21 protein-coding genes are annotated in these 23,475 nt (G+C 35.9%); 20 read left to right on the top strand and 1 reads right to left on the bottom strand.

Annotated elements, in window-relative coordinates; translation table 11 throughout:
- The first annotated feature begins 46 nt into the window (after positions 1–46).
- From RBU59_RS02295 to RBU59_RS02235, 13 genes are all read left to right on the top strand, one after another.
- The gene (locus RBU59_RS02295) at positions 47–1,051 is read left to right on the top strand and encodes a helix-turn-helix transcriptional regulator (RefSeq protein ID WP_308146271.1); all 1,005 of its coding nucleotides are present in this window, start codon (positions 47–49) and stop codon (positions 1,049–1,051) included.
- A gap of 467 nt (positions 1,052–1,518) precedes the next feature.
- Complete coding sequence (modA, locus tag RBU59_RS02290; protein WP_308146270.1) at positions 1,519–2,439, top strand: molybdate ABC transporter substrate-binding protein; 921 nt, start codon at positions 1,519–1,521, stop codon at positions 2,437–2,439.
- A gap of 106 nt (positions 2,440–2,545) precedes the next feature.
- Complete coding sequence (gene modB / locus RBU59_RS02285) at positions 2,546–3,226, top strand: molybdate ABC transporter permease subunit (RefSeq protein ID WP_308146269.1); 681 nt, start codon at positions 2,546–2,548, stop codon at positions 3,224–3,226.
- On the top strand, positions 3,223–4,263 hold the full coding sequence (locus RBU59_RS02280; RefSeq protein ID WP_308146268.1) for a sulfate/molybdate ABC transporter ATP-binding protein: 1,041 nt from the start codon (positions 3,223–3,225) through the stop codon (positions 4,261–4,263). Before modB ends, RBU59_RS02280 begins: the two co-directional genes overlap by 4 nt.
- 362 nt (positions 4,264–4,625) lie before the next feature.
- The gene (locus tag RBU59_RS02275; RefSeq protein WP_308146267.1) at positions 4,626–5,714 is read left to right on the top strand and encodes a radical SAM protein; all 1,089 of its coding nucleotides are present in this window, start codon (positions 4,626–4,628) and stop codon (positions 5,712–5,714) included.
- Positions 5,715–5,910: 196 nt separating this feature from the next.
- Positions 5,911–6,135 carry a CsbD family protein gene (locus tag RBU59_RS02270; protein WP_308146266.1) on the top strand — a complete coding sequence of 75 codons (225 nt, stop codon included), beginning with the start codon at positions 5,911–5,913 and terminating at the stop codon, positions 6,133–6,135.
- Between the two features lie 249 nt (positions 6,136–6,384).
- Complete coding sequence (locus RBU59_RS02265; protein ID WP_308146265.1) at positions 6,385–7,302, top strand: helix-turn-helix transcriptional regulator; 918 nt, start codon at positions 6,385–6,387, stop codon at positions 7,300–7,302.
- A 174-nt stretch (positions 7,303–7,476) separates the two neighbouring features.
- Positions 7,477–8,016 (top strand): GNAT family N-acetyltransferase, encoded by a 540-nt coding sequence (locus tag RBU59_RS02260; RefSeq protein ID WP_308146264.1) that lies wholly within the window; start codon positions 7,477–7,479, stop codon positions 8,014–8,016.
- Between the two features lie 70 nt (positions 8,017–8,086).
- Complete coding sequence (locus tag RBU59_RS02255; RefSeq protein WP_308146263.1) at positions 8,087–8,503, top strand: DUF3795 domain-containing protein; 417 nt, start codon at positions 8,087–8,089, stop codon at positions 8,501–8,503.
- 40 nt (positions 8,504–8,543) lie between these two features.
- Positions 8,544–9,719 (top strand): winged helix-turn-helix domain-containing protein, encoded by a 1,176-nt coding sequence (locus RBU59_RS02250; RefSeq protein ID WP_308146262.1) that lies wholly within the window; start codon positions 8,544–8,546, stop codon positions 9,717–9,719.
- Between the two features lie 192 nt (positions 9,720–9,911).
- Positions 9,912–11,162 carry a M16 family metallopeptidase gene (locus RBU59_RS02245; protein WP_308146261.1) on the top strand — a complete coding sequence of 417 codons (1,251 nt, stop codon included), beginning with the start codon at positions 9,912–9,914 and terminating at the stop codon, positions 11,160–11,162.
- Positions 11,163–11,263: 101 nt separating this feature from the next.
- A complete protein-coding gene (locus RBU59_RS02240) occupies positions 11,264–12,538 on the top strand; it encodes an O-acetylhomoserine aminocarboxypropyltransferase/cysteine synthase family protein (RefSeq protein ID WP_308146260.1) in 1,275 nt (424 codons plus the stop codon).
- A 332-nt stretch (positions 12,539–12,870) separates the two neighbouring features.
- Positions 12,871–14,139, top strand: coding sequence for a 4Fe-4S dicluster domain-containing protein (locus RBU59_RS02235; RefSeq protein WP_308146259.1), 1,269 nt, complete (start codon positions 12,871–12,873; stop codon positions 14,137–14,139).
- Between the two features lie 104 nt (positions 14,140–14,243).
- Here the strand turns inward: RBU59_RS02235 and RBU59_RS02230 are convergent, their stop codons facing one another.
- Positions 14,244–15,257, bottom strand: coding sequence for a LacI family DNA-binding transcriptional regulator (locus RBU59_RS02230; protein WP_308146258.1), 1,014 nt, complete (start codon positions 15,255–15,257; stop codon positions 14,244–14,246).
- A 282-nt stretch (positions 15,258–15,539) separates the two neighbouring features.
- On the opposite strand from RBU59_RS02230, the gene RBU59_RS02225 reads away from it, so the two are divergent.
- The 7 genes from RBU59_RS02225 to RBU59_RS02195 all read left to right on the top strand — a co-directional run bounded on the left by RBU59_RS02225 (position 15,540) and on the right by RBU59_RS02195 (position 23,093).
- The gene (locus RBU59_RS02225; RefSeq protein WP_308146257.1) at positions 15,540–16,943 is read left to right on the top strand and encodes an L-fucose/L-arabinose isomerase family protein; all 1,404 of its coding nucleotides are present in this window, start codon (positions 15,540–15,542) and stop codon (positions 16,941–16,943) included.
- Between the two features lie 9 nt (positions 16,944–16,952).
- Complete coding sequence (locus tag RBU59_RS02220) at positions 16,953–17,777, top strand: transketolase (protein ID WP_308146256.1); 825 nt, start codon at positions 16,953–16,955, stop codon at positions 17,775–17,777.
- A complete protein-coding gene (locus tag RBU59_RS02215; protein ID WP_308146255.1) occupies positions 17,770–18,708 on the top strand; it encodes a transketolase family protein in 939 nt (312 codons plus the stop codon). The genes RBU59_RS02220 and RBU59_RS02215 overlap by 8 nt, the downstream gene beginning before the upstream one ends.
- On the top strand, positions 18,701–20,182 hold the full coding sequence (locus tag RBU59_RS02210; protein ID WP_308146254.1) for an FGGY-family carbohydrate kinase: 1,482 nt from the start codon (positions 18,701–18,703) through the stop codon (positions 20,180–20,182). Before RBU59_RS02215 ends, RBU59_RS02210 begins: the two co-directional genes overlap by 8 nt.
- Positions 20,183–20,500: 318 nt before the next feature.
- On the top strand, positions 20,501–21,784 hold the full coding sequence (locus tag RBU59_RS02205) for a sn-glycerol-1-phosphate dehydrogenase (protein ID WP_308146253.1): 1,284 nt from the start codon (positions 20,501–20,503) through the stop codon (positions 21,782–21,784).
- Between the two features lie 344 nt (positions 21,785–22,128).
- Entirely contained in the window at positions 22,129–22,842 is a 714-nt protein-coding gene (locus tag RBU59_RS02200; protein WP_308146252.1) for a ClpP family protease, read from the top strand.
- On the top strand, positions 22,842–23,093 hold the full coding sequence (locus tag RBU59_RS02195) for a YlzJ-like family protein (protein WP_308146251.1): 252 nt from the start codon (positions 22,842–22,844) through the stop codon (positions 23,091–23,093). The genes RBU59_RS02200 and RBU59_RS02195 overlap by 1 nt, the downstream gene beginning before the upstream one ends.
- Positions 23,094–23,475: the final 382 nt, after the last annotated feature.

The raw sequence follows: 23,475 nt of genomic DNA, 5'->3' as shown, positions 1-23,475 counted from the left end.
AAGATACCAATTGATCATACTATTTGCTTACAAAAAGGAGCTTACATTGAGTGATAAACTATTTACTCCACAGGAAGTAGCTGACTTATTAAAAATCAAAAAGAATACAGTATATGAGCTTATTAAACGTGGTGACTTAAAATGCAGAAAGATAGGAAAACAATTAAGGATCCGTAATGATGATCTGGAAGAATATTTGAATGCAGCTAAATCGGAGTCGTTGGAAAAGGAAATTTATATTCAGCATTCAATGGAAAGTGAAAAAACAAATGAGTTTCAAAATATGGAAGAGATGCATGTAAATCCGGGATTGGAGAGACGGGAGGAAATAACCAGGGAATCTTATAATAATCGCGGAGTTATTATTTGCGGACAGGATATTTTGCTGGAAATATTATGTAATTATCTCTCGGTGCAATTTGAGGAGCTTCCTATATTCCGGTCCTATCTTGGTAGTTATAATGGGTTGTATTCGTTATATCAGGGAAAGGTGGATGTAGCAACTGCACATTTATGGGATGGTGAGACAGGAGAGTATAATAAAGAATATGTTAAAAAAATGCTTCCCGGAATTCCATACCGGAGAATCCATCTAGTCAGCCGGATGTTGGGATTTTACGTAAGAGCAGGAAACCCGAAGCAGATTAAAGATTTTAAGGATCTGGTCCGGGAGGATGTTATTATGATAAACCGTGAGAAAGGCAGCGGAACCAGGATTTTATTAGATCAGTATTTATTAAAAATGGGGATTAAAACGTCACAGATTAAGGGGTATGAGAAAGAAGTAACATCCCATCTTGCTTGTGCAGGAGCAGTTGCCAGAGGAAGCGTAGATGTATCGATGGGTAATGAGCGGAACAGTAAAGAGTTAAAGGGAATAGAATTTATACCTATCCAGATGGAAAGTTATGATATGGTTGTAAAAATGGAAGCAACCAGGTATAGCTGGTATCATACGTTAGTTCAGATTATTAATTCCAGGGAATTTAAAGAAGAATTAGAGGGTTTATCCGGGTATGATATTACGGATATCGGAAAGATATTAGATTAAAAATAAAACAAAAATACAGAAAAGCCTGTAGATACTATTATATAATCTTAATTTGCATGTAATAGGTTTATACAGGCTTTTTAAATACAATTTAGCGTGAATGGATGATATGATTAAAGATAATTAAAAATTATGATTAAATAATATTTTTTACTTGACATTCTTTTTTTATACGAGTAAAATACAGAACATAAAAACAAACGAAACAAGTCAAAACATAACTAAACATAATAGAACTTAATAAAACATAAAATTAATAATTAAATTGCCATTAGTACCTATGAATTTAAACAAAGTACTGTGGTAAGACAAAGGTGTCTAAGACAATATGTCTTAGGCACTTTTTTATGCAATAGGTAGTTGCGTCCTATTGCATAAAAAGCCCTCCGGGTGGGAAATACACACCTCTCAGTTAAGCGTATATATTAGGTTGTGTTTAGTTAGCAATATGGAAGGAGTACCTTTGTATGAAAAAAGGAAAGTATTTATTATTACTAATTATTTGTTTGACAGTATTGTTAACAGTCGGATGTACTGCAAAGGATACCGATGCAGTCAGTGGTTCGGCAAACAGTTCTACAGCTGAAGTTGTAAAGGATACGGCAGAAAGCAGTAACGAAGAAAGTAATACGGACAGTAATACAGCAGCAAGGGAAATTACCGATTCTACTAAGGATAGCGGATTAAATGAGACAAAACCGGTTGAGATTCTTGTAGCGGCTGCCGCCAGCTTACAAAATTCTATGGAAGAGATCGGTAAAATCTATCAGAAAGAAAACCCGGGTATTACGGTAACCTACACATTTGGCAGTTCCGGTACCTTACAGGAACAGATTGAGCAGGGTGCACCGGTGGATGTATTTATGTCTGCGGCATTAAAACAAATGGAGGCATTGGAACAAGAAGGATTGATCTTAGATGGAACCAAAAAAGAATTATTAGAAAATAAGGTAGTACTAATTGTTCCAAAAGACAGTAAACTTGGAATTACTAGTTTTAAGGATATATTAAAAGCACCTACAATCGCCTTAGGGGATGCGGAAAGTGTTCCTGTGGGACAATATGCGGAAGAAGTATTTACTTCCTTGAATAACTTAGAGGATGTAAAAAAACAGGCAACCTATGGTAAAGATGTAACGGAAGTATTGTCCTGGGTCGGTACCGGTAATGCAGATGCAGGAGTTGTATATGCTACGGATGCCAAATCCAGTGATGCGGTAACAGTTGTAGCAGAAGCTCCGGAGGGAAGTACTTCTAAGGTGATTTATCCGGCTGCTGTTGTGAAAGATACGAAAGCAGCCGAAACTGCTAAAGCATTTGTAGAGTATCTGACAACGGAGGAAGCTCAGGGTGTTTTTGAAAAATATGGATTTACGCCTTATAAATAAGGCTGGATATAGTTTGAAATTGTATAAATTATATGGTATACAGGTGCAATAATTTGTTTCGCAAATACTTATATAGCTAAACTAATAAAAGGAAGGAATAAAGAAAATGGACTGGTCACCTTTATTGATATCATTAAAAACTGCAATAACAGCTACCATAATTACATTTTTTCTTGGTATTTATACAGCTAAACAGGTTCTGAAAATAAGAGGCAGGTTGCTATGGTTTCTGGATGGTTTGTTTACTCTTCCCCTTGTTTTACCGCCTACCGTAGCAGGTTTTTTCCTCCTTGTTTTGCTAGGAAAGCACGGTCCTGGGGGTAAACTTTTATCTTTCATAGGCATACAGGTTGTCTTTCATTGGTCTGCTACGGTGGTGGCGGCGGTTGTGATCGCATTTCCTCTGATGTACCGTTCCGCAAAGGCGGCATTTGAGCAGATTGATATCAATTTATTATTTGCAGCCAGGACACTGGGAATATCTGAGTGGAAAATATTCTGGAAGATTACCATGCCCCTTGCACTTCCGGGAATCATATCAGGGGGAATACTGGCATTTGCAAGGGCCTTGGGAGAGTTTGGTGCGACTCTTATGATTGCCGGTAATATACCTAAAGTAACCCAGACGATTCCAGTTGCAATTTATATGGCAGTTCAGGGAAGCAGGATGGATCGGGCCGCTATCTGGGTCATACTGATTGTTTTAATATCATTTACTGTTGTTTTCTTTATGAATTATCTGCCAAACAGGAAGAAAAAATTCGGAACCGGGGAGGAAATTAAATGAGCTTATCCGTGGATATCAAAAAAAAATTAGGAAATTTCTCACTGAATGTTAAAACGAATATGGATAAAGAAAGAAGGGGACTCCTGGGGGCTTCCGGATGCGGCAAAAGTATGACATTAAAATGCATAGCCGGAATAGAAAAGCCGGATGAAGGAAGTATTATTTTAAATGGCAGGTTATTATATGATTCAAAAAAGAAGATTGATTTGCCGCCTCAGGAAAGAAATGTCGGTTATTTATTTCAAAATTATGCTCTATTTCCCAATATGACAGTGGAAGAAAATATTGGATGCGGATTAAAAGGCTCTAGAAAAAATAAAAAACCCAGAGTTGACCAAATGGTAGAATTCCTCCATTTAAAAGGTTTAGAAAAAAGATACCCCATGCAGTTATCCGGCGGCCAGCAGCAGAGAGTTGCATTAGCGAGAATACTGGCGTATGAACCGGATGTAGTCTTATTGGATGAACCCTTTTCAGCGCTGGATTCTTATCTTAAGGAAAATCTTTGGCAGGAACTGTTAGAAGTTTTAAAAGTATATCACGGAGATACTATTATTGTATCCCATAACAGGGATGAGATTTATGGTTTATGTGACAGCATTGCTATTATGGATACAGGTAATTTGATATTAAGCGGTAACACGAAAGAACTCTTTGATAAACCCGTTAAACTGTCAGCGGCAAGAATGACGGGATGTAAGAATATATCAAGAGTAAAAAAACAGTCGGATTATACAGTAGAAGCCTTAGACTGGGGAATGTTATTAAAAACGAAAGAAGAAGTTAATGAAAATATAAGATATGTAGGAATCCGTGCTCATGATATCCGGCCTTCTGAGGATAAAACAATGGAAAATTCACTGCCATGCAATAGTATTCGTATAACTGATAGTCCTTTTGAAAAAAATTTAATTATTAACAGTAATTCCAATGAATTATGGTGGAAAATCAGTAAATCTTACTGGGTTAATACACTAAATGAGAAATTACCTGATTATATTAGGCTGCCCAAAGAACATCTGATGTTACTGGAATAAATATTATTTTTTTATAATCTATAATTTTAAATAAAGTTTTTAAGTGTTTAACATACATAAAGTTAGAACATAGGAGACTGAATAGACACGACAGTAATCATATTTATATTAACCGGTTGATGCAGATGAGGTACAATATCATCTTTTCGACCGGTTTTTTCTGTTTCTGCCAAGGCTTATAAATGAGTAATAAAACAGATTAACAAAACGTTAAAACTTCATTAGGATTTACCGAAAGATAGAAATGTGAATATAATAGTGGTAAAATAAAAATATTAGATCAAAACAAAAGTCATTAAAATATGGTTAAGGCAATTAAAAGCTAGAAAGCAGCATGAAAAATATTAAGTTGGGAGACAGGGATGAATATAGAATTTAAGTTAGAAGAATACTTAAGTAATGGTGTGGAAAATATAGTAAAAGGTGCAATCAAAGCTTCATTAAAGAATCCAAAAGAAAGTGTATTTATAGCAAATTATATGCTGGAGGTTAAAAAATCCAGAAAAATCAGACAGAAACAGGAGGCTGCAGGAGAACATATTCCGCCATTTCTTATTGCAAGTATTACGAATTCCTGTAATCTTCACTGTAAAGGCTGTTATGCCAGAGCAAATAAATCCTGTACAGATAAAGATCCTGATAATCAGCTTACAGATAAGGAATGGAATTTGATTTTTGAAGAGGCAGGTGAAATCGGCATTTCATTTATTTTACTTGCCGGTGGTGAACCCATGTTACGTAAAGAAGTAATTCAGACAGCAGCCAAACATAAAAATATTATATTTCCCATTTTTACAAATGGTACTTTAATAGACGAAGATTACATAACGTTATTAAATCATAACCGAAATTTAATTCCAGTATTTAGTATAGAGGGTGATTCTTTAACGACGGATGAAAGAAGAGGAGCTGGTATTTATTCCAAATTATTGTTGGGTATGAATGAAATGAAAAATAAAGGAATTCTTTATGGAACATCCATAACAGTTAGTAAAAAGAATTTAGAAGAAGTAACCCAAAAAAGTTTTTTATCCGCTCTTAATAATTTGGGCTGCAAGGTAATATTTTATGTAGAATATGTTCCTGTAACAACAGATACCATAGATATAGCGCCCTCAGAAGATGACAGATTGTATCTGGAGAAACAATTATTAGCCTTAAGAAAAATCTATGACGATATGATTTTTATCTCATTTCCCGGAGATGAAAAGTCATCAGGAGGATGCCTGGCGGCTGGAAGGGGTTTTTTCCATATTAATTATCAGGGTGGGGTAGAGCCTTGTCCTTTCTCGCCCTATTCGGACACAAATTTAAAATCAATAACGTTAAAAGAAGCATTACAGTCGCCTTTTTTTAAAAAGTTAAGAAACAACAATATTTTATTGGGTGAACATAAAGGAGGCTGTATCCTGTTTGAGAATAAGGACATAGTAGAAACACTAATTAACTAAAATTATTAATATATTGCAGCAATCGGTCCCTTTTGCATAGTCTTTCATCAATTTGCTAATATTATTACTTATCGGAAATAGCTTTTATTTTCCGATATAAGCCGGTGCTTTTTGCCGTGCTTCCGATTATAGGAACACGCTTTTGTTCCTATAACACAATTATTAACATAAATTAATTAGTTTAGGAGGAAGTAATATGATGGACAAATTGGAGAATGGCAAAGATAAAGCCATAGGTAAAATGAAAGAAAAAGCAGGGAAATGGATGGATGATGAAGATCTGGAATTCCAGGGTAAAGTTCAAGGTATGAAAGCTGTCATTGGGGAAAAAGCAGATGATATGAAAGATGATGTAGTAGGAAAAGCAAATGATCTTTTAGATAAAGCTAATGTAGTAATTGAGGATAAAAAGAAAAAATGAATAATAATATCATATGATTCGCCTGAGAAAAGTAAGCTTTCTCGGAGTATTCCGGGAAGGCTTTTTTAATTGTGCCGGTAAATGAACAAAGTTTGTTACAGCCGATTATACTTGATATTTTAAATATATAATATTACAATATAATGAACAGAAACTTTGTTCGGATAATTAAAATCTGGTGTAACATGTTTCGTGTATTATATGACAGTAATACATTTGCCTGCAGATGTGTTACGCAATGGGGGTATTATGAAAATTGACCGTTTACTAGGAATAACCATTTATCTGTTGAATCATGGTGTGGTCAGTGCCAGAGTACTGGCAGAAGAATTCGAAGTATCCATACGTACTATTTTAAGGGATATGGAAACTCTCAGCTTATCCGGTATTCCGATCACGTCCCTGTACGGTACCGGCGGGGGATATAAAATATTGGATAATTATAAATTAGACAGCAAGCTTATGGATGAAGAAGATTATTCCTATATTCTCACTGCATTACAGGGGTTTCAGTCCGGTTATAATCAGAAAGGAGTACGGGATACTTTTGAAAAAATATTACATAATACATCGGATAAAGAAATAAAACAGAATATTTTCATGGATTTAACCGTATGTCATGAGGGCAATTATATGGATGATTACCTAAAGTGTATAGAAAAATCCATAACGGATAAAAACTGTATCCAATTTACTTATACGAATTCTAATAATCAGACATCGGCGAAAGAAGTAGAGCCAATTGCCTTGCAATATAAATGGTATGCATGGTATTTGCTTGCTTACTGCCATATGAGTAAAAATTACAGGTGGTATAAACTGATCCGTATGCGTGAACTGGTTGAAACCAATATACCATTTTCCAGAGAACATGAAGCTGCTGAGCAATTAATAAAACGAATAGAAGCGGAAGATAATCAGAGTTATATAACTATAAAATTAAAATGCAAAAATGAAGTCAAAATACCCGTTCAGGAGTATTTAAGAGGTGTTATATTGGAAGAGAATGACAATTTTTTTATTCTTCAGTTACAGGAACCAACCCAGGAAAGAATGTGGTTTTCTTTATTAATGGGGTTTGGAAAGGATATAGAAGTTCTTGAGCCTGATATATTAAAAGAGCGGATGAAAACCGTTGCTCGTGGGTTATATGATTTATATACATAATATGATTTGAGCGTCAAATGCCATACAAACAATTTATATTCGTCGATTTGCACATCAATAACTCTGACATACTGATGTCGTATATCCTATGATAAGATATTTTCAGGAATAACAAAATAAAGCAGGTAAGTATCATGGTTTTGTTATTCCAATACATATTGAAAGGTATATATTATGTCTAAAATGAATCCATTTGAACAATGCCAGTCTTTTGAAACCGTCAATTTCCAGTTAAGAAAGACAATACCGGAAGATGCAGAAGATCTTTTACAATGTTATTCGGACCAGGAAGCAGTAAAGTTTTTTAATGCAGATAATTGCCATACTAATTTTTACTTTCAGACCCTTAATGAGATGTTGGCATATATGAATGTATGGGAACGTGAATATCTGGATAAAGTATATGTCAGGTTTAGTATTATTGATAAAAGCAATAAGCGTGTTATTGGAATCATAGAATTTTGCCCTTGGTTAAAAAAGGCAGAGGGGTTTGGGAAATTAGGAGTATTACGATTAGATATCTCCTCTTCTTATGAAAAAGAAGAGATTATAACAGAACTTATAAAAGCAGTAAATAAAAATCTCTATGATTTATTTCAAGTTAATAAAGTATTTACAAAAGCAATTCCTACGGCGATAGAAAGAATTTCAGCACTTTTAAACTGCGGATATTCTAAATTAGAGAATGGTTCCATTATTCCATATGGGGATTAATACATAAGATAAAAAGAAATGAAAAGTAATCGTATCATGTAGCGAACCGATTAAGCAAGGGGGATTTTAAGTGGATATAACACATATTGCTCAAAATATAGGGTATTGCGGTTTAGTCTGTACATTATGCCATGAGGCGGATAAATGTGCTGGATGTAAATCCGAAAGTAACTGTTGCGGGAAATATTTAAGTGATGAAGGCTGCTTTCAATTTAACTGTTGTGTTAAAAAAGGGATAAATGGTTGTTGGGAATGTGAAGAAGGACCTTGTGATAGAGATATGTTCGGTGAAAATCACGATATTAGAAATCGCACTTTTGTAAAAGTAGCCAAAAATGAGAGCATAGAAAAACTAGCAGAATATGTTGTTGAAAATCAAAAAATTGGTATTATTTATGGTTGGAACAAAGATTATGATAATTTAGAATATGAAGAAGCAGTTATTGATTTATTACATAATGGATTAAATAGTAAATATGCAAAATAAGCATCAATAGGTAATTATGATTGATTATAGGGAGTAATATATGGAACCAATATATCTAACAAATAAACAGGCACGAAGATTTATTTTGCTTAAGCAGGGTCTGATAGGAAGTTTTATGTTTTCCGGTAAACGAGGTATATTAGAATTTATCGGACAGGCAGGCTGTATTCAATTTGATCCTATTGATATCTGCGGTAAAAATGCCGAGTTGGTATTACAGTCAAGGATTAAAGGATTCTCAAAACAGATGCTTTATGAACTACTGTATAAAGAACGGTTATTAATTGATTACTATGATAAAAACCTTGCAATAATAGCGATTGAGGATTGGAAATATTTCGGACGGATCAGGGAATATTATAGAAATAGCAGCAGAAATAAGGCTGCGGTAGATGCGGTAGCTGATCGGATTAAAGATTTTATAAGAGAAAACGGACCGGCCTGCTCCAAAGATATAGACTTTGGTCAGAAGATAGACTGGTACTGGGGGAACAGTACCAGTCTGTCAAGAGTGGCATTGGAAACAATGTATTTTCGTGGTGAGTTAATCATCCATCATAAAAAAGGAGCGATAAAATATTATGCTCTGTCGGAGGATTACATACCTGAGGGGATACTAAAAGCAGAAGAACCAAACCAGGTAGATTTGGAATACATGAAATGGAATGTTTTACGCAGGATTTCAGCTGTTGGACTGTTATGGAATAAACCCTCAGATGCCTGGTTAGTTATCCGTAATATGAAAGCGAATGAAAGAAATCAGGTATTTGATGATTTACTCCGGGAAGAAAAAATTCTGGAAATTACGGTAGAAGACATAAAAGAGAAGTTTTATTGTCTTAAATCAGACTTAAGGATATTAGAACAGATCCAGAGTAATCCCGTACTAAAAAATCGTATGGAATTTATCGCTCCCCTGGATAACATGATATGGGACAGAAGACTGATAAAAGTAATATTTAACTTTGATTATAAATGGGAAATCTATACGCCCCAGACAGAGCGCAAGTACGGTTATTATGTACTCCCTGTTTTATACGGTGACTCATTTATAGGAAGGATAGAGCTTATAAATGACCGGAAAAACAAATGTCTTCAGGTCAAAAATATATGGTTGGAAGATGGGATTAAATCAACGGAAAAATTAGCTGAAAATCTGAAGCGCGCAGTTAACAGATTTGCTGGATTTAATGAATGTAATACTATACAGTATTGATCGGATAAGAAAGATTGGATTTGCGAAAATTCCGGTCTTTTTTAAATTAACAGGTTGTATCCAATTTCATAAAAATGCGCTATGTTTTCCTAAATATCAAAGATTATATCGGTTACAATTAATCTTATATTGTATATTCTTATCGTTAGTGATACAATTTAGGCTATATGAAAAATAGAAAGGAAGTAATTCATGGTTAACCGTAAAAAGTTATCAAATGGAATAACTGTAGTTTTAGAGACAATGCCTTATTTAAGGAGTGCTGCTTTTGGTGTATGGGTCAAGGTAGGATCATCCAATGAAAATGAAAAAAATAATGGTATTTCACATATAATTGAGCACATGCTTTTTAAGGGTACTAAAAATCGTACGGCAAAACAAATAGCCGATGATATGGCAAGAATCGGAGGAGATATCAATGCTTACACCAGTAAGGAATGCACCTCTTTTTATGCGGTAACTTTGGATGAACATTTGTCGATAGCGATCGACATCCTTGGTGATATGTTAAATAATTCATTGATTGATGAAAAAGCACTGGAGAAAGAAAAAGGTGTTATTATAGAAGAAATCGATATGTATGATGATTCACCGGAAGATTTGGTTCACGAAATGCTTCAAATGAAAATATGGGATAAGCATCCTTTAGGATACCAGATTTCAGGCAGTAAAAAAACGGTCAAAGCAATAACAAGACAGGAAATTCTAGACTTTATAGATAAGTATTATGTTTCGGAGAATATAGTTATATCAGTAGCGGGAAATATCAACGAAGAGGAAGTAATGGATCTGTTAGAAGCAAGCTTTTCCGGTATTCCTGCGGGGCAAAGACAACCTGACTGTACAGTACCAATCTATCACCCCTCCATTTACACTAAGGAAAAAGATGTGGAACAGCTTCATCTAAATATAGCTTTTGAGTCCGTTGTAGCAGATGCAGATGAAAAGTACGCTTTAACCATTTTAAATTCCGTATTAGGCGGCAGTATTAATTCCAGGTTATTTCAGGTTATCCGGGAAAATCTAGGACTTACCTATACTATATACTCATATGGGAGTTCCTATAAAAAAGCCGGTTTACTGCATATATACGGAGCTATGAATCCTAACCAGCTGGAACAGGTATTTAAAAATTCTTTTGATGTTATTGAAGATTTAAAAGAGAAGGGTTTAACGGAAGATGAGTTATCCATGTCAAAAGAACAGATTAAAACTGAACTGATCATGGGTAATGAAAGTGCTAAAAACAGGATGAACAGTAACGGCAAATCCACTCTTCTTAAAAATTATATTATCCCATTGGAAGAAACGATTGACAAAGTAAACGAAGTTACGAAAGATGAAATTATGGATTTTACCAGAAAATATCTAGTGAAAGATAAGTGCAGTGTATCTTTAGTCGGTAACATAGAAAACATTGACAAACTTAAATTCTTACCATAAAAGATCCCTTTGCATAACTATCTGCGGGCAGAAGTGTTACTGCCTCTAACCAGGGCAACAATACATTCCATACAAATAACGAACGAAAGAAAGGCAAAAAAATGAAGAATTATCACATTAATACCAAATGTATTCAGGAGGGTTATACACCTAAGAACGGCGAATCCAGAGTACTGCCGATTTATCAAAGCACAACTTACAAATATGATTCCAGTGAACATGTAGGAAAACTATTTGATCTGGAAGAAGAGGGATTTTTCTATACCAGATTAGCAAATCCTACAGTTGATTGTGTAGAGAAGAAAATAGCAGCATTAGAGGGAGGGGTTGGTGCCATGTGTACTTCTTCCGGACAGGCTGCCAGTTTAATCGCCATATTAAACATCTGCGGTTCCGGCGACCATATGATATCATCTGCTGCTATCTATGGAGGTACTACGAATTTATTTGCTGTTACATTAAAAAAGCTTGGAGTAGAAGTAACTTTTGTAGATCCGGAAGCTACCGAAGAAGAATTACAGAAAGCAATTAGAGAAAATACTAAGCTGATTTTTGCAGAAACTCTTGCAAATCCGGCTTTAGTCGTAACGGATATTGAAAAGTTTGCAACCGTTGCACATAAGAACGGAATACCTTTAATTATTGATAATACGTTTGCGACGCCGATTAATTGCCGGCCTTTTGAATTTGGCGCGGATATTGTAGTACATTCTACTTCAAAATATATGGATGGACATGCGGTAGTATTAGGCGGAGTAATTGTTGACAGCGGTAATTTTAACTGGGATAACGGTAAATTTCCAGGGTTGTCAACACCGGATGAATCCTACCACGGAATGATTTATACGAAAGCCTGCGGGAAAAGTGCCTACATTGTTAAAGCCAGAGTGCAGTTAATGAGGGATCTTGGTTCCTCCCCGTCACCTAACAGCGCATTTTTATTAAACCTTGGTCTGGAAACCTTACATTTAAGAATGGAGCGTCATTGCAGTAATGCCTTAACGGTAGCCAAATGGCTGGAGGAAAATGATAAAATTGCCTGGGTGAACTATCCGGGGCTGAAAAGCAGCAAGTATTATAACCTGGCTCAGAAATATATGCCTAATGGTACCTGCGGCGTTATATCTTTCGGAGTTAAGGGTGGAAGAGAAGCCGCCGTTAAATTAATGGATCATTTAAAATTAGCAGCTATCGTTGTTCATGTTGCCGACGCGAGGACAAGCGTTCTTCACCCTGCGAGTACTACCCACAGACAATTAACGGATGAACAACTGGTAAGCGCCGGAGTTGCGCCTGATTTAATTCGTATGTCCATTGGGATTGAATATGTAGATGATATTATTTCAGATATAGAACAGGCATTAGAGCTAATATAAATATATTATTAAATTTATATAAAGGATTTTATATTACGTTTTAAATTTAGTGAATTTAAGACTTGATTTAAAATCCTTTTTCATGTATTTAGTTTCAAGTTAAAAATCGTTTCTGATTTAGCATCTAATTTATATTATAAAAATACAGAAGTATGCAGTTATTTGTGAAATCAGTATAAGAAGGTACGTTACTGTACACTCACCCTGCAAAAAGCAGCAGCATCGTGAACAGTAATAAATGTACAATTTATCGTAACGAATTTTATGTAAAGTTACTTTACTAAAAAATTTTTATGTGATATATTCTAATAAAAATGACTGGTGGTGGAAAAATGTCCCATATAGTAGGTAAATCAGCTTATAAAAGCTTAGAAGAAAGAATCAATAAATTTCCGCAAGGTGCGCCGCCTTCTAAAACACTTTATAAGATTTTAAGTATACTTTTTAGCGAGAAAGAAGCGGCTTACGTGGCTCAGCTTCCTATCAGGCCATTTACTGTCAAAACAGCAGCTAAGGCTTGGAAGATGGATGAAGTAAGTACCAGAAAGCTCTTACAGCAGCTTGCAAGCAGGGCGTTACTTCTGGATATGGATAATCATGGCACGGAACAATTTATGCTGCCGCCTCCTATGGCGGGTTTTTTTGAGTTTTCTATGATGAGAACTCGTGATGATATTGATCAGAAGTTGCTGGGAGAATTGTTTTATCAATATCTGAATGTGGAAGAAGATTTTGTTAAGGAATTATTTTTAAGTACGGAAACCAGACTTGGCAGAGTTTTTGTTCAGGAGGGAGTGCTTACTAATGAAAATGAAGTACAGATTCTGGATTTTGAGAGGGCAAGCCATATCATTAAAAGTGCATCACATATTGGAATCAGTACTTGCTACTGCCGCCATAAAATGCATCATGTGGGACGTGCCTGCGATGCCCCCATGGATATCTGTATGACATTTGGAAATGCTGCGGCTTCCCTGATTAAATATAATTATGCCAGAAGAGTTGATGCATCAGAGGGTATCGAACTTCTTCATAAAGCTTATGAACATAATCTGGTTCAGTGCGGTGAAAATGTCAGGGAAGATGTAACATTTATCTGTAATTGCTGCGGATGTTGCTGTGAGGCAATGATAGCTGCTAAGAAATTTGGTATGCTGCATCCGGTACAGACCACTAGTTTTATTCCTAAAATTAATGATAATACCTGTATTAATTGCGGTAAATGTGCGAAAGTCTGTCCGATCGGTGCAATTGAGAAAGTTACAGATGAAAAAGGAACACAGTTTATGAAAATTAATGAGGATATCTGTCTGGGATGTGGAGTTTGTGTAAGAAATTGCAGTAAGAACAGTATTATGCTTCAAAGAAGAAACCAGAAAATTATAACCCCGGTAAATTCCGTTCATAGAACCGTACTTATGGCAATAGAAAAAGGAACCCTGCAGAATCTGATTTTTGATAATCAGGCCTTTGGAAGTCACAGAGCTATGGCAGCAGTTTTGTCAGCAATATTAAAAATGCCGCCGTTAAAGCAGGCTATGGCCAGTAAGCAGATGAAATCCATATATTTAGAAAGGCTAATTACAATGGCTAAAAAATAAAAAAATAAGAACTGGGCTTAAGCAAAAGAAAGAATCAGTTATATTGATGTCTGATTTTGCCAAGCCCAGTTTTATTATATAATGTAATCTGATAAGATTAAGAGTTATATTACTTTTACACTATTTCGTTCAATCAGCTGAACTGCTAATTCTATCTTTATATTATCTGTATTAGATTCTTCTATTCGGTTTAATAACCGGTCAACTGCAAGAGCACCCAGTCTTTGTTTTGGAACATACATGGTAGTTAAAGTGGGATCGGTAAATTGACATATTGGCATATCATCAAAACCTATAATAGAGATCTGTTCAGGAACTTTTATATTAAATTCCTTAAATGCTCTGATAGCTGCTGCGGCAATGATATCATTGTCTGCGAAATATGCTGAAGGGAATGCAGGACCCACGTTTAAATATTCTATAAAATCGATATATGCCTGTTCTGTTGTGGGTGTGATATTTACTACATAAGGGTGACTGGTTGGAATATTATTATGGCGCAGAGATTTATAATAACCGTCTTCGCGTTCGGTAAAGTTGCTTATCCGGGTATTGGACCTTAAGTAACCAATCTCTCTATGGCCCTTTGCAACCAGATATTCCGTAGCCAGATAAGCTCCCTGAACATTATTAATTAACACTGAATCACAATTGATATCATCAAAATAACTATCTACAATCACATATGGGATTTTTAAACTTTGAAATAGGTTTAAATCATCTACCGTCATTTCTGTTCCCAAAAGTAAAATTCCGTCACAGTTAGATTTCTTTAATCCCTCAATTTGTTTGTTTTTATCCTGATTATCATATAAATATGTTATCTGCAGATGATAACCATTTCCGGAACATTGATAATTAATACCTTCTGTTACCTGTGAAAAAAAAGGCGTATCTGTAACTACTGTACCATATTTTTTATATATAACAAATTGAATGGTTCTGTTAGTATTTTTTTGAAGCTGTTTCTTTGAAGATTGGTACCCATGTTCAGCAGCAGTATCCAATACTATTTTTCTGGTCTTTTCACTTATTCCCGGTTTGTTATTTAATACCATGGAAACCGTTGCAGGTGATAAATTTAAAATTTCAGCAAGTTCTTTTGCAGAGATTGGCATAAAAAACCTCCATTCACATACCTATTCGTAATATGTAATTTAATTATGTAATAGGATGCAATTTCCTGTTACATAAAATAGAGTACAGTAAAATCTTGTCTACGTCAATGAAAATTTAAGTTTAATAAATTTATTTAATAATTCAACAAATAATTAAGTTAATTAGATTGACAATTTAATAAATGTTAAATATAATTAAATTATAAATTCAGTAATAAATTAAGTAGTAAAGTAAATACCAAATTTATTTCGTTCCTATTAGTGAACAGATTGGAGAGCAGGATGAAAAAAGTAAAACTAGGGTTTGCACCAACCAGAAGAAGCATTTTCAGTGCACCGGATGCAGTAAAATACGCAAATCTAACACGAAAGAAATTAGAGGAACTTGGTGTAGAGTTTGTTGATATAACAGATATTAATGAAGAAGGCTTATTATATAACGATGAGGATATGCAAAAGGTTTATGAAAAGTTTACGAAAGAAAAGGTAGATGGGTTATTCTTTCCCCATTGTAACTTTGGCACGGAATATGTTCTGGCCAGATTAGCCAGAATGATGAATCTTCCGGTTCTGATTTGGGGACCAAGAGATGAAAGGCCGGATGAAAATGGTATTCGTTTACGTGACAGCCAATGTGGATTATTTGCTACCGGTAAGGTATTAAGAAGATTTCAGGTACCGTTTACATATATGAATAACTGCCGTCTCGAAGACAGTGAGTTTACCAGAGGAATTTATGACTTTTTAGCAGTATGTAACGTTGTTAAGGTATTTAAACATACCAGAATTCTTCAAATTGCACCCAGGCCGTTTGATTTCTGGTCAACTATGTGCAATGAAGGAGAATTGCTGGAAAAATTTAATATACAGCTTTCCCCTATCCCCATGCCTGAATTAACACAGAAAGTAAAGAAGGTTAAAGCAGAGGGCAGTGAAGTAGCCAAAGTAATTGCTTATCTTAAAGAGAATATGAACGTAAAAATCAAGGAAAATGAGCTTCTAAATGTGGCAGCGCTTAAAGTTGCAATGAAACAACTGGCTGAACATTACGGATGTAATGCAATTGCAATCCAATGCTGGAACGCTCTACAGGGTGAGATTGGAATCATGCCCTGTGCGGCTAACTCTTTATTAAATGAAGAGGGAATTCCGGTAGTCTGTGAGACAGATATACACGGTGCCATAACCGCATTAATGGTAGAAGCTGCTGCTTTAGATGATACCAGATCTTTCTTTGCGGATTGGACCGTACGCCATCCGGATAATGAAAATGGAGAATTGCTTCAGCACTGCGGACCATGGCCTATCTCTGTTGCGAAAGAAAAACCTACCATCGGTTATCCTCTTGCTTTTGAACATCCGGGAGCAGTGGAAGCAGAAGCAAAGCAGGGAAATATGACACTTTGCAGATTTGATGGAGACAACGGAGAATATTCCTTATTGTTAGGCCGTGCCAAAGGTGTGGACGGACCTCATACAAAAGGTACTTTTGTATGGGTAGAAGTAGAAAACCTGAAGAGACTGGAAGCAAAAATTGTTGAAGGACCGTATATCCATCACTGTGTCGGTATTCATAAAGATGTAGTACCTGTTTTATATGAAGCATGTAAGTATATCAAAGTGAAACCGGACCTTTACGATCCCATTGAAGAAGAGGTAAAAGCTTATCTTCGCGGAGAAAATTAGGAGGAACTTATGGAAAATTTAACTGCAAAAGCATATGAACTCCGAAAAGATATTCTGGATATGATATACCGCGGTAAATGCGGACATATCGGAGGAGATTTCAGTGTTCTTGATATTTTAGTAACACTTTATTATAAACAGATGAACATATCCCCAGAACTGGTAAATGACCCAAAGCGTGACCGATTCATTTTAAGTAAAGGGCATTCCGTGGAAGCGCTGTATGCTGTTTTGGCGGATAGAGGATTTTTCCCGAAAGAAGATCTCCTCACTTATTCTCGGTATCAATCAAAATATATAGGACATCCGAATAATAAAATAAACGGTATCGAGATGAATTCCGGTTCTCTGGGCCATGGGTTATCCGTTTCCGTTGGTATGGCCTTGGCAGGAAAAATGAGCAAAGCTTCTTACCGTGTTTATACGGTTATGGGAGACGGTGAATTGGCAGAGGGCTCCGTATGGGAAGGGGCTATGGCAGGCGGCCATTATCATTTAGACAATTTATGTGCGGTGGTGGATAGAAACAGATTGCAGATTTCCGGCAGTACGGAAGAAGTTATGTCCCAGGACTCACAGGATGATAGATGGGCAAGTTTTGGATGGAATGTAATTCATGCTGTCGGAAACGACATAATAGCATTAGATAAAACCTTTGAAGAAGCAAAATCTGCTAAGGGTAAGCCAACTGTTATAATTGCAGATACGATTAAAGGTTATGGAGTATCATTCATAGAAAATTCAGCACCATGGCATCATAAAGTACCAAGTGAAGAAGAGTATCAAAAGGCAGTTATTGAATTGGAAGCAAGGAGGAAAGCATCCTATGAATAATATTCCAAATCGTCAGGTTATATGTGATGTTCTATTAGAAAGAGCAAATGAAGATAAAGATATCGTTGTTTTATGCAGCGATTCCAGGGGTTCTGCCTCTATGACAGGTTTTGCTGCTGCTCATCCGGACCAATTTGTGGAAGTAGGAATTGCAGAACAAAGCCTTGTAAGTATAGCTGCCGGCCTGGCCAAATGTGGAAAAAAAGCATTTGCAGCTTCTCCTGCCTGCTTTTTATCTACCAGAAGTATGGAACAGGCTAAAGTTGATGTGGCTTATTCGGGTACTAACGTTACCCTGATAGGAATCAGCGGTGGTGTAAGTTATGGTGCTTTGGGTATGACTCATCATTCCGCCCAGGATATTGCTACTATGGCGTCCATTCCGGGTATGCGTGTGTATATTCCCAGCGATAGATTTCAGACCAGATATCTGGTAGAAGCTTTGCTTAAGGATGAAAAACCAGCATACTTAAGGGTAGGAAGAAATCCGGTGGAAGATGTTTATGAAGAATCTAATACACCGTTTGTTATGGATCAGGCTGCAGAAGTTAAATCAGGTAATGATATTACAATTATTGCTTGCGGGGAAATGGTAAAACCTGCAAAAGATGCGGCTGACATTTTAGAAAAGAAAGGAATACACGCAAGAGTTATAGACATGTATTGCGTAAAGCCTATCGATAGATATGCCGTTATAAAAGCAGCAAAAGAAACAAAAGCAATTATTACAGTAGAGGAGCATACCTTTATCGGCGGTCTTGGTGCAATGGTAAGTCAGATTGTAAGCAGCGAATGTCCGAAAAAAGTCATCAATATGTCATTACCTGATGCTCCGGTTGTAACCGGTAATTCTAAAGAGATATTTAACCATTATGGTTTAAATGCAGAAAATATTGCTAAAATAGGGTTGGAGCTGATGAGAAATGTCTGAAAAATATGTATTAGGAATTGATCAAAGTACCCAGGGCACAAAAGCTCTGTTATTTAACAGCGAGGGCTTTCTGGTTGCAAGATGTGATCTTCCCCATAAGCAAATGGTAAATGATAAAGGCTGGGTTTCCCATGATGGTAATGAAATTTTTGAAAATGTCATAAAACTCATACCTATGGTGGTTGAAAAAGCTTCCATTGATAAAAATGACATAACCTGTGTCGGTATCAGCAATCAGAGGGAAACTTCCATTGCCTGGGATAAAAATACCGGACTTCCCATTACACCGGCTATTGTATGGCAGTGTTCCAGGGCCAAGGAAATAACAGAAAAATTATCGGAAAAAGGTTATGGGGATCTGGTGAAAGAAAAAACAGGGATTCCTCTTTCTCCGTATTTTCCTGCAGCAAAAATATCCTGGATACTTGGTAATGTAGACAGTGCCAGAGAGACAGACCTCGCCGGTGATTTAAGATATGGAACCATGGATAGTTATTTAATTTATCGGCTGACTAATGGCACTTCCTATAAAACAGACTATTCCAATGCCTCCCGAACACAGTTGTTTAATTTGTATTCCTTACAATGGGACAGAGAAATTGGCAAACTGTTCGGAATAAATACATTTAATTTACCTGAGGTTTGCAATTCAGATGAATTCTTTGGTGAAACTGATTTTAACGGATATTTAAATAAGAAGATTCCAATTCTATGCGCTATAGGTGATTCACATGGAGCCCTTTTTGGCCAGGGATGTCATGCTAAGGGAATGATAAAAGCTACTTACGGCACCGGTTCCTCTATTATGATGAATATAGGAGATAAGCCCATAAAAAGTAACCATGGGTTAGTTACATCCCTGGCCTGGGGATTTGACGGGAAAGTTCAATATGTATTGGAGGGAAATCTAAATTATTCTGGTTCTGTTATCAGCTGGCTGAAAGATGATATGCAGTTAATCAGTTCTGCGGAGGAGTCAGAAGAATTGGCGAAAAAAGCAAACCCTACTGATACGACTTATCTGGTTCCTGCTTTTACCGGCTTAGGTGCTCCGTATTGGAAAAATGATGCAAAAGCAATATTGGTAGGAATGAGCCGAACAACCGGTAAATCAGAGATTGTTAAGGCTGGTCTGGACTGTATCGCTTATCAGATTACAGATATTATTATGGCGATGGCAGAAGACTCGGCTGTTAAAATAGATAGTCTACGGGTTGATGGGGGTCCCACCCGTAATGAGTATTTAATGCAGCTGCAAAGTGATTTAACCGATATTCCTGTTCAGGTCCCCGAAGTAGAGGAATTAAGCGGTATGGGTGCGGCATTTGGTGCAGGTATTAAATATGGATTATATCAGAAAGAAGACATTTTTAATAATATCAATAGAAAAGAATTTAAACCCTCCATGAATCTTTCCGATAAGGAAATCAAATACCAGGGTTGGAAGCAGGCTGTTTCTATCATATTAAATTAAATTATATCTGCTTAATTCTTTTACTAATACAGAACCTCAGCTAAAATTTATACGTTATTCTAATTGAAAGAATGTGGATTATATTATATGTAATCCACATTCTTTCATAGTATTATAAGTTTATTATAAAATAACGGTTTTCGTAACTCAGACAAAAGGATATTTTTATATCTCTTTTTCAGAAGAAGAGAAATGTGATTTATTTAAACTTAAAATAGGATTGAAGAAAAAAGTGCAATCATATATAATGTTCTGTATGGGACTTTTTGGCGTAACTGTAAACTTGGAATGACGTAAAATTTTAAGGGAGAGATTGTTATGAAAATTGATGTAAGTAGTTTTTCGGCTCCATGTCCATGTGGCAGAGAACATAAGATTCATGTAAAAGATATCTTAATTGAAGCAGGAGCAATCAATAAAATACCCGAATTGTTAACTGAAATCTTTACCGGAAAACCGGAGGAGATCTGTATTATATGTGATGATAATACATATTCGGCCGCCGGAGTGCAGGTAGAAGATAAAGTAAAAGGCTGCAAGGTAATCGTGTTACCATCTAAAGGACTTCATGCTGATAATCACGGTGTTAAGCTGGCAGAAGAAAAATTAGAGAATCATATTAAATTAATCCTTGCAGTAGGTTCCGGTACCATACATGATTTAAGCAGATACCTTGCAAATAAAAGAGGTATTCCCTTTGTTTCCGTACCGACTGCAGCTAGTGTGGATGGATTTGTTTCCACTGTTGCTGCAATGACCTGGAATGGATTTAAAAAAACATTTCCGGCAGTTTCGCCTATTCTTGTGGTGGCGGACAGCACCATTTTCTCAAAAGCGCCTTACAGGCTGACAGCTTCCGGTATTTCGGATCTGTTAGGTAAATATACGGCATTAGTTGACTGGGAGGTCGCTCATCTGGTTACGGATGAATATATCTGCAATCGGGTCTGCGATTTAGAGTTAACAGCTTTAAATGAAGTTTGCAGTTGTTTAGAAGATTTGCGGGGCGATGTATCCGAAGAAGCACGATTAAAGGCATATGAACAATTGATGTATGCTTTGCTTTTATCCGGTATTGCAATGCAGATGGTTGGTAATTCCAGGCCGGCATCCGGTGCGGAACACCATATATCTCATCTCTGGGAAATGGACGTTATTAACCATCCTCTGGATGCCTATCATGGTGAAAAAGTTTCTATCGGACTTATGATTGCTGCTGAAACTTACCATACCATGAAAGAAGCAATACGTAACGGACAATATGAAATGATATCCTATAATGGTTTAGATTATTTGAATTTAAAGGAATCTTTTGGACCTAAAGGTTTATACGAGGGAATGTTAGAGGAAAATACACCGGACCCGCTGGAACAGATCGATGTTATGGAATTTGAAAGGATATTGCCTCAGATTGCTGATATATTGGATAAACTTCCTTCCGTTGACCGAATAGATGAATTATTGACTAAAGGAGGATGTGTTAAATACGTTCATGAAATTGGGTTAGATGAACATATTATTCCTAAAACAATCTGCTTATCCCCTTATGTTAGAAACAGGCTTACCTTTATGAGACTGACAAAATTAATACAACTTTTTTAAATATTATTTAATGGGAGCTTTTCATAAAAGCCCCCATTTTTTATTATACAATAAAAATCTTTTTAAATCTTATGTGCTTATTTATTAGGATTAAGTGTCAAAAGCCATACAAATTATAAATGACGGAAGCATAATATATAATGGAACTATGACGCTCAAATCATGTTAGTCAATTGAAAACTAAATCTGGATAAATAAAAATTATAAATTTCCATATAATAAGTTAGTATTATAGATTAATTCTGTTTTTTCTATACATTATGCTATCTATCGGAAAAACACTGAATAAAAGCTGACATAAAACAAAATATTTATGTTAAATAATAACTCGTAAGGAGATTTATATGGAAAACAATACAACTAACATTGACAAGGAAAGAGAGCAAAAAGAGAAAGAAGAATTGGATGACGGTAAAATCCGGGAGTATGGACAAACAACACTTGTAAATGAGCAAAGAAAATCTAAAATACATTTATTATCCATTATTGGAGAAATTGAGGGACATGAATGTCTTCCTCAACATAATAAAACAACAAAATATGAGCATGTTTTACCGCAACTGGCAGCTATTGAAGACAGCTCTGATATTGATGGGCTACTAATATTGATTAATACTGTTGGAGGAGATGTGGAAGCCGGTCTTGCTATTGCAGAGATGATTGCATCATTAAGTAAACCAACAGTTTCGCTGGTTTTAGGCGGAAGCCATTCCATTGGTGTACCTTTAGCTGTTTCTGCACAATATAGTTTTATTGTTCCGACGGCAACTATGATTATTCATCCAGTCAGAATGAATGGAACGGTAATCGGAGTATCTCAGACTTACGATTATTTTGAGAAAATACAGGATAGGATATTAAATTTTGTATCCAGCCATTCCAAAATAGATAAAGAAGAACTAAAAAGTTTAATGCATAATACCAAGCAACTGGCTAAAGATGTGGGTTCCATTTTAATCGGTAAGGAAGCAATTGAAATGGGAATTATCGACGAGGTCGGCGGAATTAAGGAAGCTTTGAACAAATTATATCAAATGGCCGGAAGAGGTGAAGAATAATGTTATATACCGTAGTTCCGTTAGAAAGAATCTACAGCAATAGAACAGAGAGTCTCTTAATTAATACGCACGAAAAAGAAGATAAAAAAGAGGATACAGCTGTAGAATTTAAGGATATAACGTTGAAACATGGAAAAATCAGTGCCAGAAGAGAGGGGGAAAATTATATAGTGGAGGGAATTAATTCTACAGATATGAGGGATTATCTAAAAAAAGAATATTCTCCCGGATCTGTAATTACTCCTGATTAATAGGAGATCAGACCAAGACTTACGGTCTGTTTCTTACGTTTTTTATCGGTTACTGTTCACTCCCCTGCAAAAAGCAGCAGTTCCGCGAACAATAACACGCTTCGCGATACACACAAAACGCAAAGAAAGCGTTTTGGCGCTGCAATTCTCCGGTTTTCTGTGACAATACACTCACAAAAAACACGTCGCGTTGTTGCCTGTGAACAGTTACTTTTATCGAACGTTTTTTCGACAGTTTCAATATTTTTCCTTGCAACAATAGTAAAATAAGGGTATAATAAAATTGGTTCTATGTTAACCTGTCCAATTTGGAAGGTAGGCTTAGAATCAATTCTTATTTACGCGATTGTAATGAAAGAACCAATTATTTTATATAATTACG

Source organism: Anaerocolumna sp. MB42-C2 (assembly GCF_030913705.1).
Classification (GTDB): Bacteria; Bacillota; Clostridia; order Lachnospirales; family Lachnospiraceae; genus Anaerocolumna.
The sequence above is the reverse complement of the archived record's forward strand: the minus strand, read 5'-3'. Positions and strand labels throughout refer to the sequence as shown.

What these genes read in the sequence shown, in the direction of transcription:
- modB (WP_308146269.1), top strand. Translation starts at nt 2,546, where the DNA reads ATGGACTGGTCACCTTTATTGATATCATTAAAAACTGCAATAACAGCT.
- RBU59_RS02195 (WP_308146251.1), top strand. Translation starts at nt 22,842, where the DNA reads ATGTTATATACCGTAGTTCCGTTAGAAAGAATCTACAGCAATAGAACA.
- RBU59_RS02205 (WP_308146253.1), top strand. Translation starts at nt 20,501, where the DNA reads ATGAAAATTGATGTAAGTAGTTTTTCGGCTCCATGTCCATGTGGCAGA.
- RBU59_RS02265 (WP_308146265.1), top strand. Translation starts at nt 6,385, where the DNA reads ATGAAAATTGACCGTTTACTAGGAATAACCATTTATCTGTTGAATCAT.
- RBU59_RS02220 (WP_308146256.1), top strand. Translation starts at nt 16,953, where the DNA reads ATGGAAAATTTAACTGCAAAAGCATATGAACTCCGAAAAGATATTCTG.
- RBU59_RS02215 (WP_308146255.1), top strand. Translation starts at nt 17,770, where the DNA reads ATGAATAATATTCCAAATCGTCAGGTTATATGTGATGTTCTATTAGAA.
- RBU59_RS02200 (WP_308146252.1), top strand. Translation starts at nt 22,129, where the DNA reads ATGGAAAACAATACAACTAACATTGACAAGGAAAGAGAGCAAAAAGAG.
- RBU59_RS02270 (WP_308146266.1), top strand. Translation starts at nt 5,911, where the DNA reads ATGATGGACAAATTGGAGAATGGCAAAGATAAAGCCATAGGTAAAATG.
- RBU59_RS02230 (WP_308146258.1), bottom strand. Translation starts at nt 15,257, where the DNA reads ATGCCAATCTCTGCAAAAGAACTTGCTGAAATTTTAAATTTATCACCT.
- RBU59_RS02260 (WP_308146264.1), top strand. Translation starts at nt 7,477, where the DNA reads ATGTCTAAAATGAATCCATTTGAACAATGCCAGTCTTTTGAAACCGTC.
- RBU59_RS02250 (WP_308146262.1), top strand. Translation starts at nt 8,544, where the DNA reads ATGGAACCAATATATCTAACAAATAAACAGGCACGAAGATTTATTTTG.
- modA (WP_308146270.1), top strand. Translation starts at nt 1,519, where the DNA reads ATGAAAAAAGGAAAGTATTTATTATTACTAATTATTTGTTTGACAGTA.
- RBU59_RS02225 (WP_308146257.1), top strand. Translation starts at nt 15,540, where the DNA reads ATGAAAAAAGTAAAACTAGGGTTTGCACCAACCAGAAGAAGCATTTTC.
- RBU59_RS02240 (WP_308146260.1), top strand. Translation starts at nt 11,264, where the DNA reads ATGAAGAATTATCACATTAATACCAAATGTATTCAGGAGGGTTATACA.
- RBU59_RS02280 (WP_308146268.1), top strand. Translation starts at nt 3,223, where the DNA reads ATGAGCTTATCCGTGGATATCAAAAAAAAATTAGGAAATTTCTCACTG.
- RBU59_RS02245 (WP_308146261.1), top strand. Translation starts at nt 9,912, where the DNA reads ATGGTTAACCGTAAAAAGTTATCAAATGGAATAACTGTAGTTTTAGAG.
- RBU59_RS02275 (WP_308146267.1), top strand. Translation starts at nt 4,626, where the DNA reads ATGAATATAGAATTTAAGTTAGAAGAATACTTAAGTAATGGTGTGGAA.
- RBU59_RS02235 (WP_308146259.1), top strand. Translation starts at nt 12,871, where the DNA reads ATGTCCCATATAGTAGGTAAATCAGCTTATAAAAGCTTAGAAGAAAGA.
- RBU59_RS02210 (WP_308146254.1), top strand. Translation starts at nt 18,701, where the DNA reads ATGTCTGAAAAATATGTATTAGGAATTGATCAAAGTACCCAGGGCACA.